General features: G+C 67.0%; 17 protein-coding genes. 7 read left to right on the top strand and 10 right to left on the bottom strand.

The window, feature by feature from the left end; translation table 11 throughout:
• Positions 1–3 precede the first annotated feature (3 nt).
• The 3 genes from Bsp3421_RS25845 to Bsp3421_RS25855 all read left to right on the top strand — a co-directional run bounded on the left by Bsp3421_RS25845 (position 4) and on the right by Bsp3421_RS25855 (position 2,974).
• The gene (locus Bsp3421_RS25845) at positions 4–1,035 is read left to right on the top strand and encodes a CDP-6-deoxy-delta-3,4-glucoseen reductase (protein ID WP_273998734.1); all 1,032 of its coding nucleotides are present in this window, start codon (positions 4–6) and stop codon (positions 1,033–1,035) included.
• Positions 1,036–1,312: 277 nt separating this feature from the next.
• On the top strand, positions 1,313–2,497 hold the full coding sequence (locus Bsp3421_RS25850) for an acetylornithine transaminase (RefSeq protein WP_273998735.1): 1,185 nt from the start codon (positions 1,313–1,315) through the stop codon (positions 2,495–2,497).
• 12 nt (positions 2,498–2,509) lie between these two features.
• Positions 2,510–2,974, top strand: coding sequence for a GNAT family acetyltransferase (locus tag Bsp3421_RS25855; protein ID WP_273998736.1), 465 nt, complete (start codon positions 2,510–2,512; stop codon positions 2,972–2,974).
• Between the two features lie 22 nt (positions 2,975–2,996).
• Here the strand turns inward: Bsp3421_RS25855 and Bsp3421_RS25860 are convergent, their stop codons facing one another.
• The 8 genes from Bsp3421_RS25860 to Bsp3421_RS25895 form a co-directional block, all read right to left on the bottom strand.
• Positions 2,997–3,668, bottom strand: coding sequence for a DUF2278 family protein (locus tag Bsp3421_RS25860; RefSeq protein ID WP_273998737.1), 672 nt, complete (start codon positions 3,666–3,668; stop codon positions 2,997–2,999).
• Positions 3,669–3,816: 148 nt separating this feature from the next.
• Entirely contained in the window at positions 3,817–4,293 is a 477-nt protein-coding gene (locus Bsp3421_RS25865; RefSeq protein ID WP_273998738.1) for a histidine phosphatase family protein, read from the bottom strand.
• A 206-nt stretch (positions 4,294–4,499) separates the two neighbouring features.
• Positions 4,500–5,216: an ABC transporter ATP-binding protein gene (locus tag Bsp3421_RS25870; protein WP_273998739.1), complete on the bottom strand. Its 717-nt coding sequence runs from the start codon at positions 5,214–5,216 to the stop codon at positions 4,500–4,502.
• Positions 5,216–5,989 (bottom strand): ABC transporter ATP-binding protein, encoded by a 774-nt coding sequence (locus tag Bsp3421_RS25875; protein ID WP_273998740.1) that lies wholly within the window; start codon positions 5,987–5,989, stop codon positions 5,216–5,218. Before Bsp3421_RS25875 ends, Bsp3421_RS25870 begins: the two co-directional genes overlap by 1 nt.
• Before the next feature lie 26 nt (positions 5,990–6,015).
• Positions 6,016–7,185, bottom strand: coding sequence for an ABC transporter permease subunit (locus Bsp3421_RS25880; RefSeq protein ID WP_252984410.1), 1,170 nt, complete (start codon positions 7,183–7,185; stop codon positions 6,016–6,018).
• 12 nt (positions 7,186–7,197) lie between these two features.
• A complete protein-coding gene (locus Bsp3421_RS25885; protein ID WP_273998741.1) occupies positions 7,198–8,148 on the bottom strand; it encodes a branched-chain amino acid ABC transporter permease in 951 nt (316 codons plus the stop codon).
• A 1,000-nt stretch (positions 8,149–9,148) separates the two neighbouring features.
• A complete protein-coding gene (gene ispH, locus Bsp3421_RS25890) occupies positions 9,149–10,129 on the bottom strand; it encodes a 4-hydroxy-3-methylbut-2-enyl diphosphate reductase (RefSeq protein ID WP_252984408.1) in 981 nt (326 codons plus the stop codon).
• Between the two features lie 2 nt (positions 10,130–10,131).
• The gene (locus Bsp3421_RS25895) at positions 10,132–10,587 is read right to left on the bottom strand and encodes an FKBP-type peptidyl-prolyl cis-trans isomerase (RefSeq protein ID WP_273998743.1); all 456 of its coding nucleotides are present in this window, start codon (positions 10,585–10,587) and stop codon (positions 10,132–10,134) included.
• A 135-nt stretch (positions 10,588–10,722) separates the two neighbouring features.
• On the opposite strand from Bsp3421_RS25895, the gene radC reads away from it, so the two are divergent.
• The 4 genes from radC (at position 10,723) to nadB (ending at position 13,849) form a co-directional block, all read left to right on the top strand.
• Positions 10,723–11,433, top strand: a complete 711-nt coding sequence (gene radC / locus Bsp3421_RS25900; RefSeq protein ID WP_273998744.1) for a RadC family protein — start codon at positions 10,723–10,725, stop codon at positions 11,431–11,433.
• Between the two features lie 236 nt (positions 11,434–11,669).
• Complete coding sequence (rpmB, locus tag Bsp3421_RS25905) at positions 11,670–11,903, top strand: 50S ribosomal protein L28 (protein ID WP_004186391.1); 234 nt, start codon at positions 11,670–11,672, stop codon at positions 11,901–11,903.
• A 17-nt stretch (positions 11,904–11,920) separates the two neighbouring features.
• Complete coding sequence (rpmG, locus tag Bsp3421_RS25910) at positions 11,921–12,088, top strand: 50S ribosomal protein L33 (RefSeq protein ID WP_007586229.1); 168 nt, start codon at positions 11,921–11,923, stop codon at positions 12,086–12,088.
• Between the two features lie 168 nt (positions 12,089–12,256).
• Positions 12,257–13,849: an L-aspartate oxidase gene (nadB, locus tag Bsp3421_RS25915; RefSeq protein ID WP_273998759.1), complete on the top strand. Its 1,593-nt coding sequence runs from the start codon at positions 12,257–12,259 to the stop codon at positions 13,847–13,849.
• Between the two features lie 110 nt (positions 13,850–13,959).
• Here the strand turns inward: nadB and nadC are convergent, their stop codons facing one another.
• Together nadC and nadA are read right to left on the bottom strand one after the other, a co-directional pair.
• Positions 13,960–14,841, bottom strand: a complete 882-nt coding sequence (gene nadC / locus Bsp3421_RS25920; protein ID WP_273998761.1) for a carboxylating nicotinate-nucleotide diphosphorylase — start codon at positions 14,839–14,841, stop codon at positions 13,960–13,962.
• Positions 14,838–15,974 (bottom strand): quinolinate synthase NadA, encoded by a 1,137-nt coding sequence (gene nadA, locus Bsp3421_RS25925; RefSeq protein WP_273998764.1) that lies wholly within the window; start codon positions 15,972–15,974, stop codon positions 14,838–14,840. Before nadA ends, nadC begins: the two co-directional genes overlap by 4 nt.
• Between the last annotated feature and the right edge of the window lie 38 nt (positions 15,975–16,012).

Here is a 16,012-nt window from a genome sequence, read left to right on the forward strand (position 1 = left end):
TCTATGGCATTCAACGTAACCCTCAAGCAAAGCGGCCGGCAATTCCAGGTCGAGGCCGACGAAACCGTGCTCGCGGCCGCGCTGCGACAGAACGTGCATCTGCCGTACGGCTGCAAGAACGGCGCCTGCGGCTCGTGCAAGGGCACGATCGTGCAGGGCCAGATCGAACAGGGGCCGCATGCGGCGTCCGCGCTGTCGAACGACGAACGCACCCGAGGCCTCGCGCTGCTGTGCTGCTCGAAGCCGCAATGCGATCTCGAGATCGACGTGCGCGAGATCGCCGGGGTCGACGGCGTCCAGGTGAAGAAGCTGCCGTGCCGCGTCAACGCGCTCGAACGCCGGGCGGACGACGTGGTCGTGCTGAAGCTGCAGCTGCCCGCCAACGAGCGCCTGCAATATCTGGCCGGCCAGTACATCGAATTCATCCTGAAGGACGGCGCGCGCCGCAGCTACTCGATGGCGAGCGCGCCGCACGACGACGGCCCGGTCGAACTGCACATCCGCCACATGCCGGGCGGCAAGTTCACGGACCACGTGTTCGGCGCGATGAAGGAGCGCGACATCCTGCGCTTCGAAGGGCCGCTCGGCACCTTCTTCCTGCGCGAGGACTCCGACAAGCCGATCGTGCTGCTCGCCTCGGGCACGGGCTTCGCGCCGATCAAGGCGATCATCGAGCACGCGCGGCACCTGGGCCTCGAGCGCCCGATGACGCTCTACTGGGGCGCCCGTCGCAAGAAGGACCTGTACCTGCTCGAACTCGCCGAGCAATGGGCGCGCGAGACACCGAACTTCCGCTTCGTGCCGGTGCTGTCGGAGCCGGACGAAGGCGACGCGTGGACGGGCCGCACAGGCTTCGTGCACCGCGCGGTGATCGAGGATCTGCCGGACCTGTCGGGCCACCAGGTGTACGCATGCGGCGCGCCCGTGATGGTCGAGTCCGCCCAGCGCGATTTCACCGCGCACCACGGGCTGCCGGCCGACGAGTTCTACGCGGATTCGTTCACGAGCGCCGCGGACCTCGCGCACCCGGTCTGAACGCAGGCGGGCACGCGCGACCGCCGCGACCTCGAATTGTTGCATCGCGGCGGTTTACTTGAAGACGCGTGATGCCGTATGCTTGCGTGCATGAACCGCTACCTGTCCACACTTCGACGTCGCCGCTCGCCGCTCCGCCCGGATGCCGCCGGTTCGTCACGGACTCGCGCGTAACACCTGCCTCACCGGTTACGCACAAGCTGTTCGACTCACCCAGCCACGGCATTCCGTGGCTTTTTTATTGTCTGTTTCCGACCACCCGCTGGAGTTCGCCGTCATGTCCCTGAACGATTACCCGATCGACTCGCTGATGTACATCACGAACCGCCCCGACCTCGTGTTCACGCACGGCAAGGGCTCCTGGCTCTACGATCACACCGGCAAGCGCTATCTGGACTTCATCCAGGGCTGGGCGGTCAACAGTCTCGGTCACTGCGACGACGGCGTCGTCGAAGCGCTCAAGAACCAGGCGGAACAGCTGCTGAACCCGTCGCCCGCGTTCTACAACGCGCCGATGGCGAAGCTCGCCGCGCTGCTCACGCAACACAGCGTGTTCGACAAGGTGTTCTTCACGAACAGCGGCGCCGAAGCCAACGAAGGCGCGATCAAGCTCGCGCGCAAATGGGGCCGCAAGTTCCGCAACGGCGCGTACGAGATCATCACGTTCGACCACAGCTTCCACGGCCGCACGCTCGCGACCATGTCCGCGAGCGGCAAGCCGGGCTGGGACACGATCTACGCGCCGCAGGTGCCGGGCTTCCCGAAGGCCGAGCTGAACAACATCAATTCGGTCGAGAAGCTCATCACCGAGAAGACGGTCGCCGTGATGCTGGAGCCGATCCAGGGCGAAGGCGGCGTGATCCCCGCGACCCGCGAGTTCATGCAGCAGCTGCGCGCGCTGACGAAGCAGCACAACCTGCTGCTGATCGTCGACGAAGTGCAGAGCGGCTGCGGCCGCGCGGGCACGCTGTTCGCGTACGAGCTGGCCGACATCGCCCCGGACATCATGACGCTCGGCAAGGGTATCGGCAGCGGCGTGCCGCTCGCCGCGCTGCTGTCGACGGCGGACGTCGCGGTGTTCGAAGCCGGCGACCAGGGCGGCACCTACAACGGCAATCCGCTGATGACCGCGGCAGGCTACGCGGTGATCTCGCAGCTCGTCGCCCCCGGCTTCCTCGAAGGCGTGCGCGCGCGCGGCGAATACCTGAAGCGCAAGCTGCTCGAATTGTCGGAGGAGCGTGGCTTCGAAGGCGAACGCGGCGAAGGCCTGCTGCGCGCGCTGCTGCTCGGCAAGGACATCGGGCCGCAGATCGTCGAGAAAGCGCGCGACATGCAGCCGGACGGCCTGCTGCTGAACGCCGCGCGGCCGAACCTGCTGCGCTTCATGCCCGCGCTCAACGTGACGAACGACGAGATCGACCAGATGATGGCGATGCTGCGCTCGGTGCTCGACACGCTCTGAGCGAGGCCCGCCATGTCCCCCGAGACGAGCGGCGGCGCCGCGCTCGCGATCCGCGCGTTCGAACCGGCCGACACCGAGGCGGTACTCGCGGTCTGGCGCGACGCGTTCCCACACTACTCGGACGCCGATGCGCCGCCGCATCGCGATCCGCTGCGCGCGATCGAGATGAAGCGCGCCACCCAGCCCGAGCTGTTCTTCGTCGCGCTGTGCGACGGCCGCCTCGTCGGCACACTGATGGCGGGCTATGACGGCCATCGCGGCTGGCTCTACTCGCTCGGCGTGGCGGCCGGCACGCGGCGCGTCGGCATCGGCCGCGCGCTGATCGCGCACGCGGAAGCCGTGCTCGCCGCGCGCGGCTGCGTGAAGGTGAACCTGCAGGTGCTGGCCGGCAACGACGACGCGTGCCGCTTCTACGAAGCGCTCGGCTATCGGGCCGAACCGCGCCTCTCGTTCGGCAAACCGCTGCCGGGCGTCTGACGCGCGGCGGGCCGCGTCGCGCTCAGCGCGTGATCGGCCCGCCGCCTGGCGCCGGGTTGCCGAGCGTATCGGTCGGCACCGTCTGCTGGTCGAACGCGGCGAAATAGGCCGCCCAGTGCGCGGCGCCGAGATTCACCAGCAGCGCGCCGTCCTGCCAGACGTCGTTGTGGTCGTTGCTGTCGTCGCCCGCCTGATGCGCGTAGTGCGGCCCCGCCGATCCCTGGTTCAGGTGGGTGTCGTGGATACCGTTCCCTTCCTGATACACGCGGCCGTACACATACAGGTCGAGCCCCTCCTGCTGCGCCGTCCGGATCAGCCTCAGCACCGACGGAATCGGCTCCGCCTGCTCGCTGCCGTCCATCACGTCGCTTTGCCGCCACGGCCCGGTCTCGTCGAGGACCGTGCTGCGCAGATAGTCGAGCGCCGGCAGCACGGCGGCGCCCGTCAGGTCGTTGTAGCCTTCCGGCGCCGCGGCGAGCGTCTGCGTGAGCGGATGCTGGTAGTCGTAGACGAGCTTGTAGCGCAGCAGGTCGTCCGCGTCGTTGGTGCCGACGTTGATCGCGACATCCCAGTCGCCGCCCGCCATCGCCAGCGTCACGTGCACGTGGTACTGGATCTCGTTGCCGTGCCCGGCCGACCGGAGGCCCGCGATCCGCCTGATCGTCGCCTTCACGAAACCGTACTTGAGACTCATGCCCGACCTCCCTCGTATCGATGGATCGCGCGGCCCCGCGCGTCGCTCAGCGCAACAGCATCGGCGCGCGCGATGTCCGCACGATGACGCGCGGAGCGGCCGGCTAGGTGCGGCCGGCTCAGACACGGCCGCCGCGGCGCGGCCGCCGCTAGAAAGGCTCGACGATCCGGCTGACGGCAGGTGCGCCGCCCGCCGTGCCGTCGAGCCGCACGATCAGGTCGAACACCTGCGGATTCCACGGGTCGGGATAGCTGCCCGCCGGGGCGCCGAGCGCCGCGAGCAAACCCGGGATATGCCCGTGGTGCCAGCAGACCACGACGCGCCGGCCCGCATACTTGTCCTTCTCCAGCAAGTCGCGCGCAAGCTTCGCGTAATCCTTGTCGGCGATCTTGTCGTCGATCGGCACGCCGACCTGCTGCGACAGCGGCGTCACGGTCTCGACCGGCCGGGCGCTGTCCGCGCCGGTCGCCGCCGCGAGGATGAAATCGGGGACGCCGAAGGTTGCGGGCACGTAGGTCGCGAGCGCCGCCGCGCGCGCCTCGCCGGCCGGCGACAGGTTCGGATCGCTGGCGTCCCGAGGCTTCTCCGCATGCCGCATGACGAGGATGAACAGAGGGAAGGACATGAGACGGATCTCCTGACACGACATCGACATGGAACGCGGCGGGTGCACCGCGACGTCGCCGGCGCCGCGCGCCAACCGCCTCGATTATAGGAAGCGCTACACGCGACGGGCGCGGCGAGCCGAGCCGGGCTGCACCATGACAAAGGGCCGCCCCGGTTCCCCGGGGCGGCCCTTGCGCAAGCGGCGCGGCGCGGCCGCGCCGCGCGTCACTCGCCGAGGTAGGCGGCGCGCACCTTCGGATCGTCGAGCATCTGCTTCGCGTCGCCCGACATCGTCACCGTGCCGGAGTCCATCACGTAGCCGCGATCGGCCGCCTGCAGCGCGAGCCGTGCGTTCTGCTCGACGAGCAGCACGGTCAGGCCTTCCTTCGAGATCTCGCGCACCACTTCGAAGATCTTCTCGACCATGATCGGCGAGAGGCCCATCGACGGCTCGTCGAGCAGCAGCAGCTTCGGCTTGGACAGGATCGCGCGCGCCATCGCGAGCATCTGCTGCTCGCCGCCCGACAGCGTGCCCGCCAGCTGCGTCGCCCGCTCCTTCAGGCGCGGGAAGAAGCCGAACATGCGCTCGACGTCATGCTTGATGCCGTCGTTGTCGTTGCGCAGGTAGGCGCCCATCTGCATGTTCTCGAGGATCGACATGCGCGCGAAGATCCCGCGGCCTTCCGGCACCATCGCGAGGCCGCGCTTGAGCAGTTCGTGCGTCGGCACGCCCTTGATCGACTGGCCCAGGTATTCGATGTCGCCAGCCGAATACGGCTTGAGGCCCGTGATCGCCTTCATCGTCGTGGTCTTGCCCGCGCCGTTCGCGCCGATCAGCGTGACCAGCTCGCCCTGCTTCACCTCGAGGTCGACGCCCTTGACGGCCTGGATCCCGCCGTAGTTGACCTGCAGGCCCTTGATTTTCAACATTGCCGCTGCCATCAGTGCACCCCTGCGCCGAGATATGCCTCAATCACCTTCGGATTCTTCTGCACGTCCTGCGGCAGACCTTCGGCGATCACCTTGCCGTAATCGAGCACCGTCATCCGGTTGCACAGCCCCATCACGAGCTTCACGTCGTGTTCGATCAGCAGGATCGTGCGGCCGTCCGCGCGGATCTTGTCGAGCAGGCGCGTCAGTTCAACCTTTTCGGTGGCGTTCATGCCCGCCGCCGGCTCGTCGAGCGCGAGCAGCTTCGGGTCCGTCGCCAGCGCGCGCGCGATCTCGAGCCGGCGCTGGTGGCCGTACGAGAGGTTGCGCGCCGTGTAGTCGGCGTACTGCAGCACGCCGACGTAGTCGAGCAGCTCGATCGCGCGCTCCTTGATCTCGCGCTCCTCGCGGCGTTCGGCCGGCGTCTGGAACACCGCGCCGAGCAGCCCGTGCTTGGTGCGCACGTGGCGCCCCACCATCACGTTCTCGAGCGCGGTCATGCCGCCGAACAGCCGGATGTTCTGGAACGTGCGCGCGATCCCCGCCTTCGCGACCTGATGCACCGCGGTCGGGGTGTAGTGCTCGCCGTCGAGCTTGAAGTCCCCGGAGTCCGGCGTGTAGAGCCCGGTGATCACGTTGAAGAACGTGGTCTTGCCCGCGCCGTTCGGGCCGATCAGGCCGTAGATCTGCCCTTCCTTGATCTCGAGGCCGACGTCGGACAGCGCCTGCAGGCCGCCGAAGCGCTTGTTCACGCCCTTCACGGACAGTCGAATGTTGTCGCTCATTGCATTGCTCTCCCGCATGCCGTTCGTTATGCGCGCACCGGCTTCTTGCCGCCGCGCTTCGCGAGTTTCGCGATCCTGTCCTCATGCTTCGGCGCGGGCCACAGGCCTTCCGAGCGATACAGCATGATGACCACCATCGCGAGGCCGTAGAGGCCCTGGCGGATCACTTCCGTCGCGATCACTTCATGGCCGAACAGCGCGTGCTGCAGCGGGCTCATCGTCGAACGCAGGAATTCCGGGAACACCGCGAGCAGCACCGCGCCGAGGATCACGCCCGGGATGTGGCCCATGCCGCCCAGCACCACGCAGGCGAGCACCACGATCGACTCCCAGAAGGTGAACGATTCCGGCGACACGAAGCCCTGGAACGCACCGAACATCGCGCCCGACAGGCCGCCGAACGACGCGCCCATCGCGAACGCGAGCAGTTTCACGTTGCGGGTGTTGATGCCCATCGCCTTGGCGGCGATCTCGTCCTCGCGGATCGCGGCCCAGGCGCGGCCGATGCGCGAATGCTGCAGGCGCGTACAGACCCAGATCACGAACAGCGCGCAGATCACGAACAGGTAGTAATACATGTACACCGACGGCAGCGACACGCCGAAGATCGTGTGCGTCTGCGAGAGGTTGAAGCCCGCGACCGTCACCGGATCGATGCCCGTCACCCCTTGCGGCCCGTTCGTGATGTTGAGCGGACGGTCGAGGTTGTTCATGAAGATCCGCACGATCTCGCCGAAGCCGAGCGTGACGATCGCCAGGTAGTCGCCGCGCAGGCGCAGCGTCGGCGCCCCGAGCAGGATCCCGAACAGCGCGGCGAGCGCCATCGCGACCGGCACGATCAGGAAGAACGGCAGGTGCAGGCCGCCCGGGAACAGCTGCGCGATCCACTCGAAGTTGTTGGTCAGGTGCGGCGAGCTGAGCAGCGCGGCGGTATAGGCGCCCACCGCGTAGAACGCGATGTAGCCGAGGTCGAGCAGACCCGCGAAGCCCACCACCACGTTGAGCCCGAGCGCGAGCATCACGTACAGCATCGCGAAGTCGAGCACCCGCACCCAGTAGTTGCCGCCCGCGGCGCCGATCACCATCGGCGCCGCGATCACGAACGCGGCGATGAGCACGCCGATGGCATAGGTTTTCGCGCCCTTGCGCTCTTCGACGAGCGACGTCGACGATTCGATCGGTTGAATGGATGTCATGTTGTTCTCTCCTTACGCACGATCCGCGACGCGTTCGCCCAGCAAGCCGGACGGACGGAACACCAGCACGATGATCAGCACGATGAACGCGAACACATCCTGGTAGTTGCTGCCGAACACCCCGCCCGTCAGGTTGCCGATGTAGCCGGCGCCCAGCTGCTCGATCAGGCCGAGCAGCACGCCGCCCACCATCGCGCCGCCGAGGTTGCCGATCCCGCCCAGCACCGCCGCCGTGAACGCCTTCATGCCCGGGATGAAGCCCATGTAGAAGTGCACGTTGCCGTACTCCGACGCGATCATCACGCCCGCCAGCGCGGCCAGCGCCGAGCCGATCATGAAGGTCGCCGAGATCACGAAGTTCGGGTTCACGCCCATCAGGCTCGCGGTGCTCGGGTTTTCGGCGATCGCGCGCATCGCGCGGCCGAGCTTGGTCTTGTGCACGAGCAGCAGCAGGCCGCCCATCACGAGGAACGCGACCGCGATGATCACGATCTCGGTCGCCGAGATCACGGCGCCCGGCGTCGTGTCGGTCGCCTGGATCACGTTGATCGGATTGGTCGAGAGCAGTTGCGGGAACGGCAGCGGATTGCGCGACCAGATCATCATCGCGGCGGTCTGCAGCAGGATCGACACGCCGATCGCGGTGATCAGCGGCGCGAGACGCGGCGCGCGGCGCAGCGGCCGGTAGGCGACCCGCTCGATCGTGAAGCCGACGGCGGCGCACACCACGGCCGCGATGCCGAGCCCGATGGTCAGCGTCGCGACGTTGCCGAGCCCGGGGAAGTGGTTCTGCAACACGGTGATCGCGGACAGCGCCACCATCGCGCCAATCATCAGAACATCGCCGTGCGCGAAATTGATGATGCCGAGAATGCCGTACACCATCGTGTAGCCCAACGCGATGATGGCGTAGACACTGCCGAGCACCAGCCCGTTGAGGACCTGCTGGACGAAAATATCCATTTAAAGCTCCTTGGCCCGTGCTGCCGGATGAACGCGCCGCCATGCAAACAAGCATAGGCTTCGTGCCATCTCAACGACACTGCGGGTACGAATAAATACCGGTAAGGGTGATATTTCATCCCGGCGCGCCGCGCGATCCTGTCGGGATCGCGCACGCCGCCGGGACTGATACGAAAACGGCACCTGCACGAGGTTCGGTGCCGTCGCGAGTCCCGTCGCGGGTTCATCACGACGTCAAGGACGTTTGCCTGGCCTCCTTGAAGTCGTAGTGTTTCGTCGGGCGCGGCGCGCGTGCCCGGCTGCCCCCGTCGCCGCGCCGCGTGCGAGCCGCCGTGGCTCGCGTGCGCGACCGCGCCGGGGTCTTGCCATGAATGATCGGTAGGGAAAGGATGTGCACGATGCCCGCGTCGCTCCCAGCGTCCGGCGTCGGCCGCACGCTCGTTTCCGCACGCATGTCCGCCGCCTCACCCCGGTGATCCCACAGCCGAGCAACTTGCGTGCCGGCCGGGCCAGGACGCCCCGCCCGCCGCGGCCAGCCCCCTTGGGCGCGGCCGCCGACGATCGAGACCCCGCTCGCTCCGCGTGTCGAGCACGCCCCGTTGTCGCGCTGTGCACCATTCCGGTACATCGGCGCGGACCGCCCGCGCCCGTCGCCTTCGCAACGGTCGGCAGGCGTTGCAACCGCAGCGGCAACGGGCCCGGCAACTGCCAACTTCACATGCATCAAATAGGTCTCCCGCGCCTTGCCCAAACCATGTTTCAAGCCCTTTGGACCTGAAAACGGGCGCATTGTAACTCTATTTATAGGACGACCAATATTCCTGATTCGACAGGGTTTTCCTGCATTGCAACCATTTTTGAGACTGATGTTTACGACATGATTGCAACTGAGTTGCACCAATTAAAGCGCAATCGGTTGCTCTCGTAAAAAATCGTCACACAAAACAAAAGCGCGCTCTTGGCGCGCTTTTGTAGGAAGAAAGCAGAATGAAAGGCGAACTTATGCGGCAGGCGGCAGGTTGAGGCCGCGCGGCAGCGGGAACGACACGCTTTCCTCGATGCCCTCGAGCGCCCGCACATTGCGCACGCCCAGTTCGCGCAAGCGCGCGATGACGGCCTGCGCGAGCACCTCGGGCGCCGATGCGCCGGCCGTCACGCCGATCCGGCGCTTGCCCGCGACCCAGGCCGGGTCGATCTGCTCGGGTGCGTCGACCATGTAGGCCGCCACGCCGCGCTTCTCCGCGACCTCGCGCAAGCGGCTCGAATTCGAGCTGTTGGGGCTGCCCACGACGATGACGACGTCGCATTGCGGCGCCATGAACTTGACGGCGTCCTGGCGGTTCTGCGTCGCATAGCAGATGTCCTGCTTCTTCGGCTCGCGGATCGCGGGAAACTTCGCCTTCAGCGCGCCGATGATCTCGGCGGCGTCGTCGACCGACAGCGTGGTCTGCGTGACGAGCGCGACCCGCTCCGGGTCTGGCAGTTCGAGCGCGCGTACGTCCTCGACGCTTTCGACGAGATGCATGCCGCGCTCGACCTGCCCCATCGTGCCCTCGACCTCCGGGTGGCCCTTGTGGCCGATCATCACGATGTCGACGCCGTCCTGGCGCATCTTCGCGACCTCGACGTGCACCTTCGTGACGAGCGGGCAAGTGGCGTCGTAAATGCGCAGGCCGCGCACGCCGGCCTCGTCGCGCACTGATTTCGACACGCCGTGCGCACTGAAGATCACCGTGTTGCCGGACGGCACTTCCTCGAGTTCCTCGACGAAAATCGCGCCCTTCTTCTTGAGGTCTTCCACGACGTACTTGTTGTGGACGATTTCATGGCGCACGTAGATCGGCGCACCGTGCATCGCGATCGCGCGCTCGACGATCTCGATCGCGCGATCGACGCCTGCGCAGAAGCCGCGCGGCTGCGCGAGCAGGATCTCGGCATCGGCCGCGACGGTCGGACTGGTCAGCGTATCGGTGGAGCTCATGATTACAGGATCCCGATGATTTTCACCTCGAACGTGAGCGCCTGGCCCGCGAGCGGATGATTGAAGTCAAAGAGTGCGGAGGTCTCGCTGATTTCCTTCAGCACGCCGGCATAGCGACCGCCGTCGGGTGCGTTGAACTCGATCAGGTCGCCCGGCGCGAACTCCTCGCCGACCATGCCGTTCTCGCGCAGCGTCGCCATCGACACACGCTGAATCATATCCGGATTGCGCGGCCCGAACGCCTGCTCGGGCGTTAGCCGGAAGGTCGAATGGTGCCCCGCCTTGAGGCCGACGAGAATCTCCTCCAGCGACGGCGCAAGCTGTCCCGCCCCGAGCAGCAGGGTGGCGGGCTTGTCGGCGAAGGTGTTGACGATGTCGGCGCCATCCGCGAGCGCGAGCCGGTAGTGCAACGTGATGTGTGAACCGGGCTTCACTTCGGAAATATCGATGAGGCTCATGAGTAACTCGTTCAATCAGCGCCCCAGAAACAGCCCTGCGGCCTGGCGCAAAACCCATATTGTAAGTCACCTGAGCGATCGGGGCGGAGTACGGCGCGATTCTCGGGGCCGGCGCCCCAACACGGAGATTGATCGATGCCAAGCTGTTCGCTGCCGGACGCCGCTCCGGATCCCATCCTCGCGCTCGCGGCGGGCCACGACCTGCCGCGCGAGCGGCTGCTCGCGCGCGGGCCCTCGGCGCTGTCCGACATGGAGCTGATCGCGCTGCTGCTCGGCTCGGGGCTGCCCGGCCACAACGTGTTCCGCGTCGCGCAGGGGCTGCTCGACCACTTCGGCTCACTGCGCGGCCTGCTCGACGCGACGCCCGGCGATTTCGGCGGCATGCGCGGCATCGGGCCCGCGCGCACCGCGCTGCTGGTCGCGGTCATGGAGCTGGCGCGGCGCGCGCTCGCGGAAAAGGCCCGCGAACGGCCCCTGATCGAATCGTCCGGCGCGGTGGAGGACTACCTGCGGCTGTTGATCGGCACCCGCCCGTACGAGGTCTTCGTCTGCCTGTTCCTCGACGCGCGGCACCGGCTCGTGCAGACGGAGGAAAGCTCGCGCGGCTCGCTGACCCGGATGGCCGTCTATCCGCGCGAGATCGTCCGGCGCGCGCTCGCGCTGAACGCGGCCGCCCTGGTGGTCGCGCACAACCACCCGTCCGGCGCCGTGCGGCCGAGCGCCGCGGACCGGCGCCTGACCCGGGTGCTGCGCGACGCGCTCGCGCTCGTCGACGTCCGGCTGCTCGACCATCTGGTGATCGGCGCGCACGACACCTTTTCGTTCGCACACGCCGGCTGGATGTAGCCCGACAGGCCCCGCCGGCGGGCCGCGCGGCCCGCCGCAACCGGCTCGCGAAATTGGGTTTGATTTTCCTGAACTTTTTCTGTTAGAATCGCCGTCTGTCTTTTTTCCAACCAGTTCTGAAGCCACCGAAGGCCTTGCGCCAGCAAGAATTCGAGCGCGACCATGGATCACACGGTCGTACTAGGAAACCTTCACCGGCGGTCGAACCCCGAATTCAGCGTATTAGGAGTGCTCTCATGGCACGCGTATGCCAAGTAACTGGGAAAGCGCCGATGAGCGGCAACAACGTTTCCCACGCCAACAACAAGACGAAGCGCCGCTTCCTGCCGAATCTGCAAAACCGCCGGTTCTGGGTGGAAAGCGAAAACCGCTGGGTGCGTCTGCGCGTTTCGAACGCCGGCCTGCGCCTGATCGATAAGAACGGCATCGATTCCGTGCTCGCAGACCTGCGCGCACGCGGCGAAGCCTAAGCCCAAGGAGCAGAATCATGGCAAAAGGCGCACGCGACAAGATCAAGCTTGAGTCGACCGCAGGCACGGGTCACTTCTACACGACCACGAAGAACAAGCGCAACATGCCGGAAAAGATGGAGATCATGAAGTTCGATCCCGTCGTCCGCAAGCATGTGGCGTACAAGGAAACGAAGATCAAGTAATCTCCGGTTCCTGCCAGCCTGACGATGACAAAAAAGCCCCGCACCCGCGGGGCTTTTTTCATTTCCGGGCCGCACGCCGCTTCACGCGACGCGGTATGCTCTGGCCTTTGCCCCGCCGCGCAACCTGCGGCATACATAAGACCAGACGTACAACGACGGAGATAAGGCATGGACTTCGATGTAGCGATCGTAGGCAGTGGCTTGGCGGGACTGTCGGTCGCATTGAACCTGGCTGAAACACGACGCGTCGCGCTGATCGCGAAGCGCTCGATCATGGAGGGCGCCAGCGATCACGCGCAAGGCGGCATCGCCGCGGTGCTCGATTCGGCGGACAGCATCGAAAACCACGTGCGGGATACGCTCGTCGCGGGCGGCGGCCTGTGCGACGAAGCCGCCACGCGCTTCATCGTCGAGCACGGGCGCGCCGCGATCGAGTGGCTGATCTCGCAGGACGTGCCGTTCACGCGCGACGACGCGGCCGAACTCGGCTTCCACCTGACCCGCGAGGGCGGTCACAGCCATCGGCGCATCATTCACGCGGCCGACGCCACCGGGCACGCGGTGCTCGCGACGCTGAGCGAGCGCGCGCGCCGCCATCCGAACATCACCTTCCTCGAGGATCACCACGCGATCGACCTGATCACGTCGGATCGGCTCGGCCTGCCCGGCCACCGCTGCCTCGGCCTGTATGCGCTCGACGTGAACAGCGGCCGCACGGTGACCATCGAGGCGCCGCACACGGTGCTCGCGACGGGCGGCGCGGGCAAGGTGTACCTGTACACGACGAATCCCGACACCGCGACCGGCGACGGCATCGCGATGGCATGGCGCGCGGGCTGCCGGGTCGCGAACATGGAATTCATCCAGTTCCATCCGACCTGCCTGTTCCACCCGTACGCGAAGTCGTTTCTGATCACCGAGGCGGTGCGCGGCGAAGGCGGGCTCCTGAAGCTGCCGGACGGCACCCGCTTCATGCCCGAGCACGACGAGCGCGCGGAACTGGCGCCGCGCGACATCGTCGCGCGCGCAATCGACTTCGAGATCAAGAAGCGCGGCATCGACTGCGTGTACCTCGACATCAGCCATCAGCCGGAGGCGTTCCTGCGCGAACACTTCCCGATGATTCACGGCCGCTGCCTCGAATTCGGCATCGACATCGCGAAGGAGCCGATCCCGGTCGTGCCCGCCGCGCACTACACATGCGGCGGCGTCGTGACCGACCTCGCGGGCCGCACCGATCTCGCGGGCCTGTACGCGGTCGGCGAAACCGCCTGCACCGGGCTGCACGGCGCGAACCGCCTCGCGAGCAATTCGCTGCTCGAATGCCTCGTGATCGGCCGCGCGGCCGCCGAAGCGATCGAGCAGGCCGGCTATGCGTCCGCGACGCACGGCCCGCTTCCCGCGTGGGACGAGAGCCGCGTGTCCGACCCGGACGAGGAAGTGGTGGTCGCCCACAACTGGGACGAACTGCGCCGGCTGATGTGGAACTACGTGGGCATCGTGCGCACCGACAAGCGCCTCGAACGCGCGCGGCATCGCCTCACGCTGCTGCGCGACGAGATCCACGAGTACTACGCGCACTTCCGCGTGAGCCGCGACCTGCTGGAACTGCGCAATCTCGTCGACGTGGCGTCACTGATCGTCGACGGCGCGCAAGCCCGCCACGAAAGCCGCGGCCTGCATTTCAGCCGCGACTGGCCGCAGCCTTTGCCGAAGGCGCTGCCGACCGTGCTCTCGCCACGCAGCGCCGCGCGGCGCTGACGCCGAGCGCGCCCACGAACGACAAAGCCGCCGGGACGCGACGCGCCCGGCGGCTTTTTCTTCGCTTCGCGCGCATCGTCCGGCCCTTGCGCCGGCGCGCGCGAAGCGTCTCAGTCGACGATCCGCATCGAGAAATCGGTCGCGCGCAGATCCTTCGTCAACACGCCGATCGAGATCCGGTCGACGCCCGTCTCCGCGATCGCGCGCACCGAATCGAAGTTGACGCCGCCCGACACTTCGAGCACCGCGCGCCCGCCGGCGATGCGCACCGCATCGCGCATCATGTCGAGCGTGAAATTATCGAGCAGCACCGCCTCCGCGCGATGCGCGAGCGCCGTCTCGAGTTGTTCGAGCGTCTCCACCTCGACCTGCACCGGCACGCCCGCATGCAGCGCGAACGCCGCGTCGAGCGCTTCACCGACCCCGCCCGCCGCCGCGATGTGGTTTTCCTTGATCAGAATGCCGTCGTAGAGCGCGAGGCGCTGGTTCGCGCCGCCGCCCACACGGACCGCGTACTTCTGCGCGAGCCGCAGGCCCGGCAGGGTCTTGCGGGTATCGAGGACGCGCGCGCGGGTGCCGGCGATCCGGTCGACATAGCGGCGCGTCGCGCTCGACACACCCGACAGCAGCTGCAGGAAATTGAGGCCGTTGCGTTCGGCGGTGAGCAGCGAGCGCGCCGGGCCATGCAGCTCGCACACGGCGGAGCCGGAAGCCATCCAGTCCCCTTCGCGGTAATGCCAGGTCACCTCGATACGCGGATCGACCGAGCGCATCACCGCCGCGAACCATGGCACGCCGCACAGCACCGCGTCCTCGCGGACGATGATGCGTGCATGGCGGACCTCATCCGCGGGCACGAGCAAGCCGGTCCGATCGCCGTCGCCGACGTCTTCCGCGAGCGCATCGGCCACGTTGCGCGCGAGCGCCGCCTCGAATGCCGCGCCGTACTGGCGCGTGATGTCCGCGTACAGCGGAGAAATCGCGTCCTTCATGCCGCCCCCACGTTGGAAAACAATTGCGTATCGCGCTGCAGGTCGCCGCTCGCCTGCACCCGCCGCTTGTGACGCGCCGCGAAGTCGAGCATGCGGTCGATCGGCACGCGTGCGCGCAAGCCCAAAGCGGGGTCGACGAGGATTTCGTTGTGTCCGCGCTCCAGTACGTCGGCGAGATTCAGGAGGCCGTTCATCGCCATCCACGGACAATGCGCGCAGCTCTTGCAGGTCGCGCTGTTGCCGGCCGTCGGCGCTTCGATGAAGGTCTTGCCCGGCGCCGCGAGGCGCATCTTGTGCAGGATCCCGAGATCCGTCGCGACGATGAAATGCGACGCGTCGAGCTTCACGGCCGCGTCGATCAGCTGCGTCGTCGAGCCGACCACGTCGGCCAGCGCGACCACGTTCTCGGGCGACTCCGGATGGACCAGCACCTTCGCGTGCGGGTGCTCGGCGCGCAGCAGATCCAGCTCGATGCCCTTGAATTCGTCGTGCACGAGGCACGAGCCCTGCCACAGCAACATGTCGGCGCCCGTCTTCTTCTGGATGTAGCCGCCCAGGTGACGGTCCGGCGCCCAGATGATCTTCTCGCCGCGCGCATGCAGGTCGGCGACGATCTCGAGACCGATCGACGACGTGACCATCCAGTCCGCGCGCGCCTTCACGGCCGCGCTGGTGTTCGCATAGACCACCACCGTGCGGTCCGGATGCGCGTCGCAGAACGCCGAGAACTCGTCGACCGGGCAGCCGAGGTCGAGCGAGCAGGTCGCGTCGAGATCGGGCATCAGGATGCGCTTGCCGGGGCTCAGGATCTTCGCGGTCTCGCCCATGAAGCGCACGCCCGCGACGATCAGCGTCTGGGCGTCATGGTCGCGGCCGAAACGCGCCATTTCAAGCGAATCGGCCACGCAGCCGCCGGTTTCGTCAGCCAATTCCTGCAAATCGGGATCGACATAGTAGTGGGCCACGAGCACGGCGCGCTCGCGCTTGAGCAAGGCCTTGATGCGCGCCTTCAACGCCTCTCGTTCGGGCGCGGACGGCGCGTCGGGCACCTTCGCCCACGCTTGTCCGACCCCGCATACAGTACCTGTCGAGAGCGGCCGGTCATACTCGACGGGTTTGATCGTCGCTTCCATATTGATGATCTCCTCGGTCCTGCTGATCAGCCGCCGCG

It is taken from the genome of Burkholderia sp. FERM BP-3421 (genome assembly GCF_028657905.1).
Lineage (GTDB): Bacteria > Pseudomonadota > Gammaproteobacteria > Burkholderiales > Burkholderiaceae > Burkholderia.

What these genes read in the sequence shown, in the direction of transcription:
- Bsp3421_RS25845 (WP_273998734.1), top strand. Translation starts at nt 4, where the DNA reads ATGGCATTCAACGTAACCCTCAAGCAAAGCGGCCGGCAATTCCAGGTC.
- Bsp3421_RS25850 (WP_273998735.1), top strand. Translation starts at nt 1,313, where the DNA reads ATGTCCCTGAACGATTACCCGATCGACTCGCTGATGTACATCACGAAC.
- Bsp3421_RS25855 (WP_273998736.1), top strand. Translation starts at nt 2,510, where the DNA reads ATGTCCCCCGAGACGAGCGGCGGCGCCGCGCTCGCGATCCGCGCGTTC.
- Bsp3421_RS25860 (WP_273998737.1), bottom strand. Translation starts at nt 3,668, where the DNA reads ATGAGTCTCAAGTACGGTTTCGTGAAGGCGACGATCAGGCGGATCGCG.
- Bsp3421_RS25865 (WP_273998738.1), bottom strand. Translation starts at nt 4,293, where the DNA reads ATGTCCTTCCCTCTGTTCATCCTCGTCATGCGGCATGCGGAGAAGCCT.
- Bsp3421_RS25870 (WP_273998739.1), bottom strand. Translation starts at nt 5,216, where the DNA reads ATGGCAGCGGCAATGTTGAAAATCAAGGGCCTGCAGGTCAACTACGGC.
- Bsp3421_RS25875 (WP_273998740.1), bottom strand. Translation starts at nt 5,989, where the DNA reads ATGAGCGACAACATTCGACTGTCCGTGAAGGGCGTGAACAAGCGCTTC.
- Bsp3421_RS25880 (WP_252984410.1), bottom strand. Translation starts at nt 7,185, where the DNA reads ATGACATCCATTCAACCGATCGAATCGTCGACGTCGCTCGTCGAAGAG.
- Bsp3421_RS25885 (WP_273998741.1), bottom strand. Translation starts at nt 8,148, where the DNA reads ATGGATATTTTCGTCCAGCAGGTCCTCAACGGGCTGGTGCTCGGCAGT.
- ispH (WP_252984408.1), bottom strand. Translation starts at nt 10,129, where the DNA reads ATGAGCTCCACCGATACGCTGACCAGTCCGACCGTCGCGGCCGATGCC.
- Bsp3421_RS25895 (WP_273998743.1), bottom strand. Translation starts at nt 10,587, where the DNA reads ATGAGCCTCATCGATATTTCCGAAGTGAAGCCCGGTTCACACATCACG.
- radC (WP_273998744.1), top strand. Translation starts at nt 10,723, where the DNA reads ATGCCAAGCTGTTCGCTGCCGGACGCCGCTCCGGATCCCATCCTCGCG.
- rpmB (WP_004186391.1), top strand. Translation starts at nt 11,670, where the DNA reads ATGGCACGCGTATGCCAAGTAACTGGGAAAGCGCCGATGAGCGGCAAC.
- rpmG (WP_007586229.1), top strand. Translation starts at nt 11,921, where the DNA reads ATGGCAAAAGGCGCACGCGACAAGATCAAGCTTGAGTCGACCGCAGGC.
- nadB (WP_273998759.1), top strand. Translation starts at nt 12,257, where the DNA reads ATGGACTTCGATGTAGCGATCGTAGGCAGTGGCTTGGCGGGACTGTCG.
- nadC (WP_273998761.1), bottom strand. Translation starts at nt 14,841, where the DNA reads ATGAAGGACGCGATTTCTCCGCTGTACGCGGACATCACGCGCCAGTAC.
- nadA (WP_273998764.1), bottom strand. Translation starts at nt 15,974, where the DNA reads ATGGAAGCGACGATCAAACCCGTCGAGTATGACCGGCCGCTCTCGACA.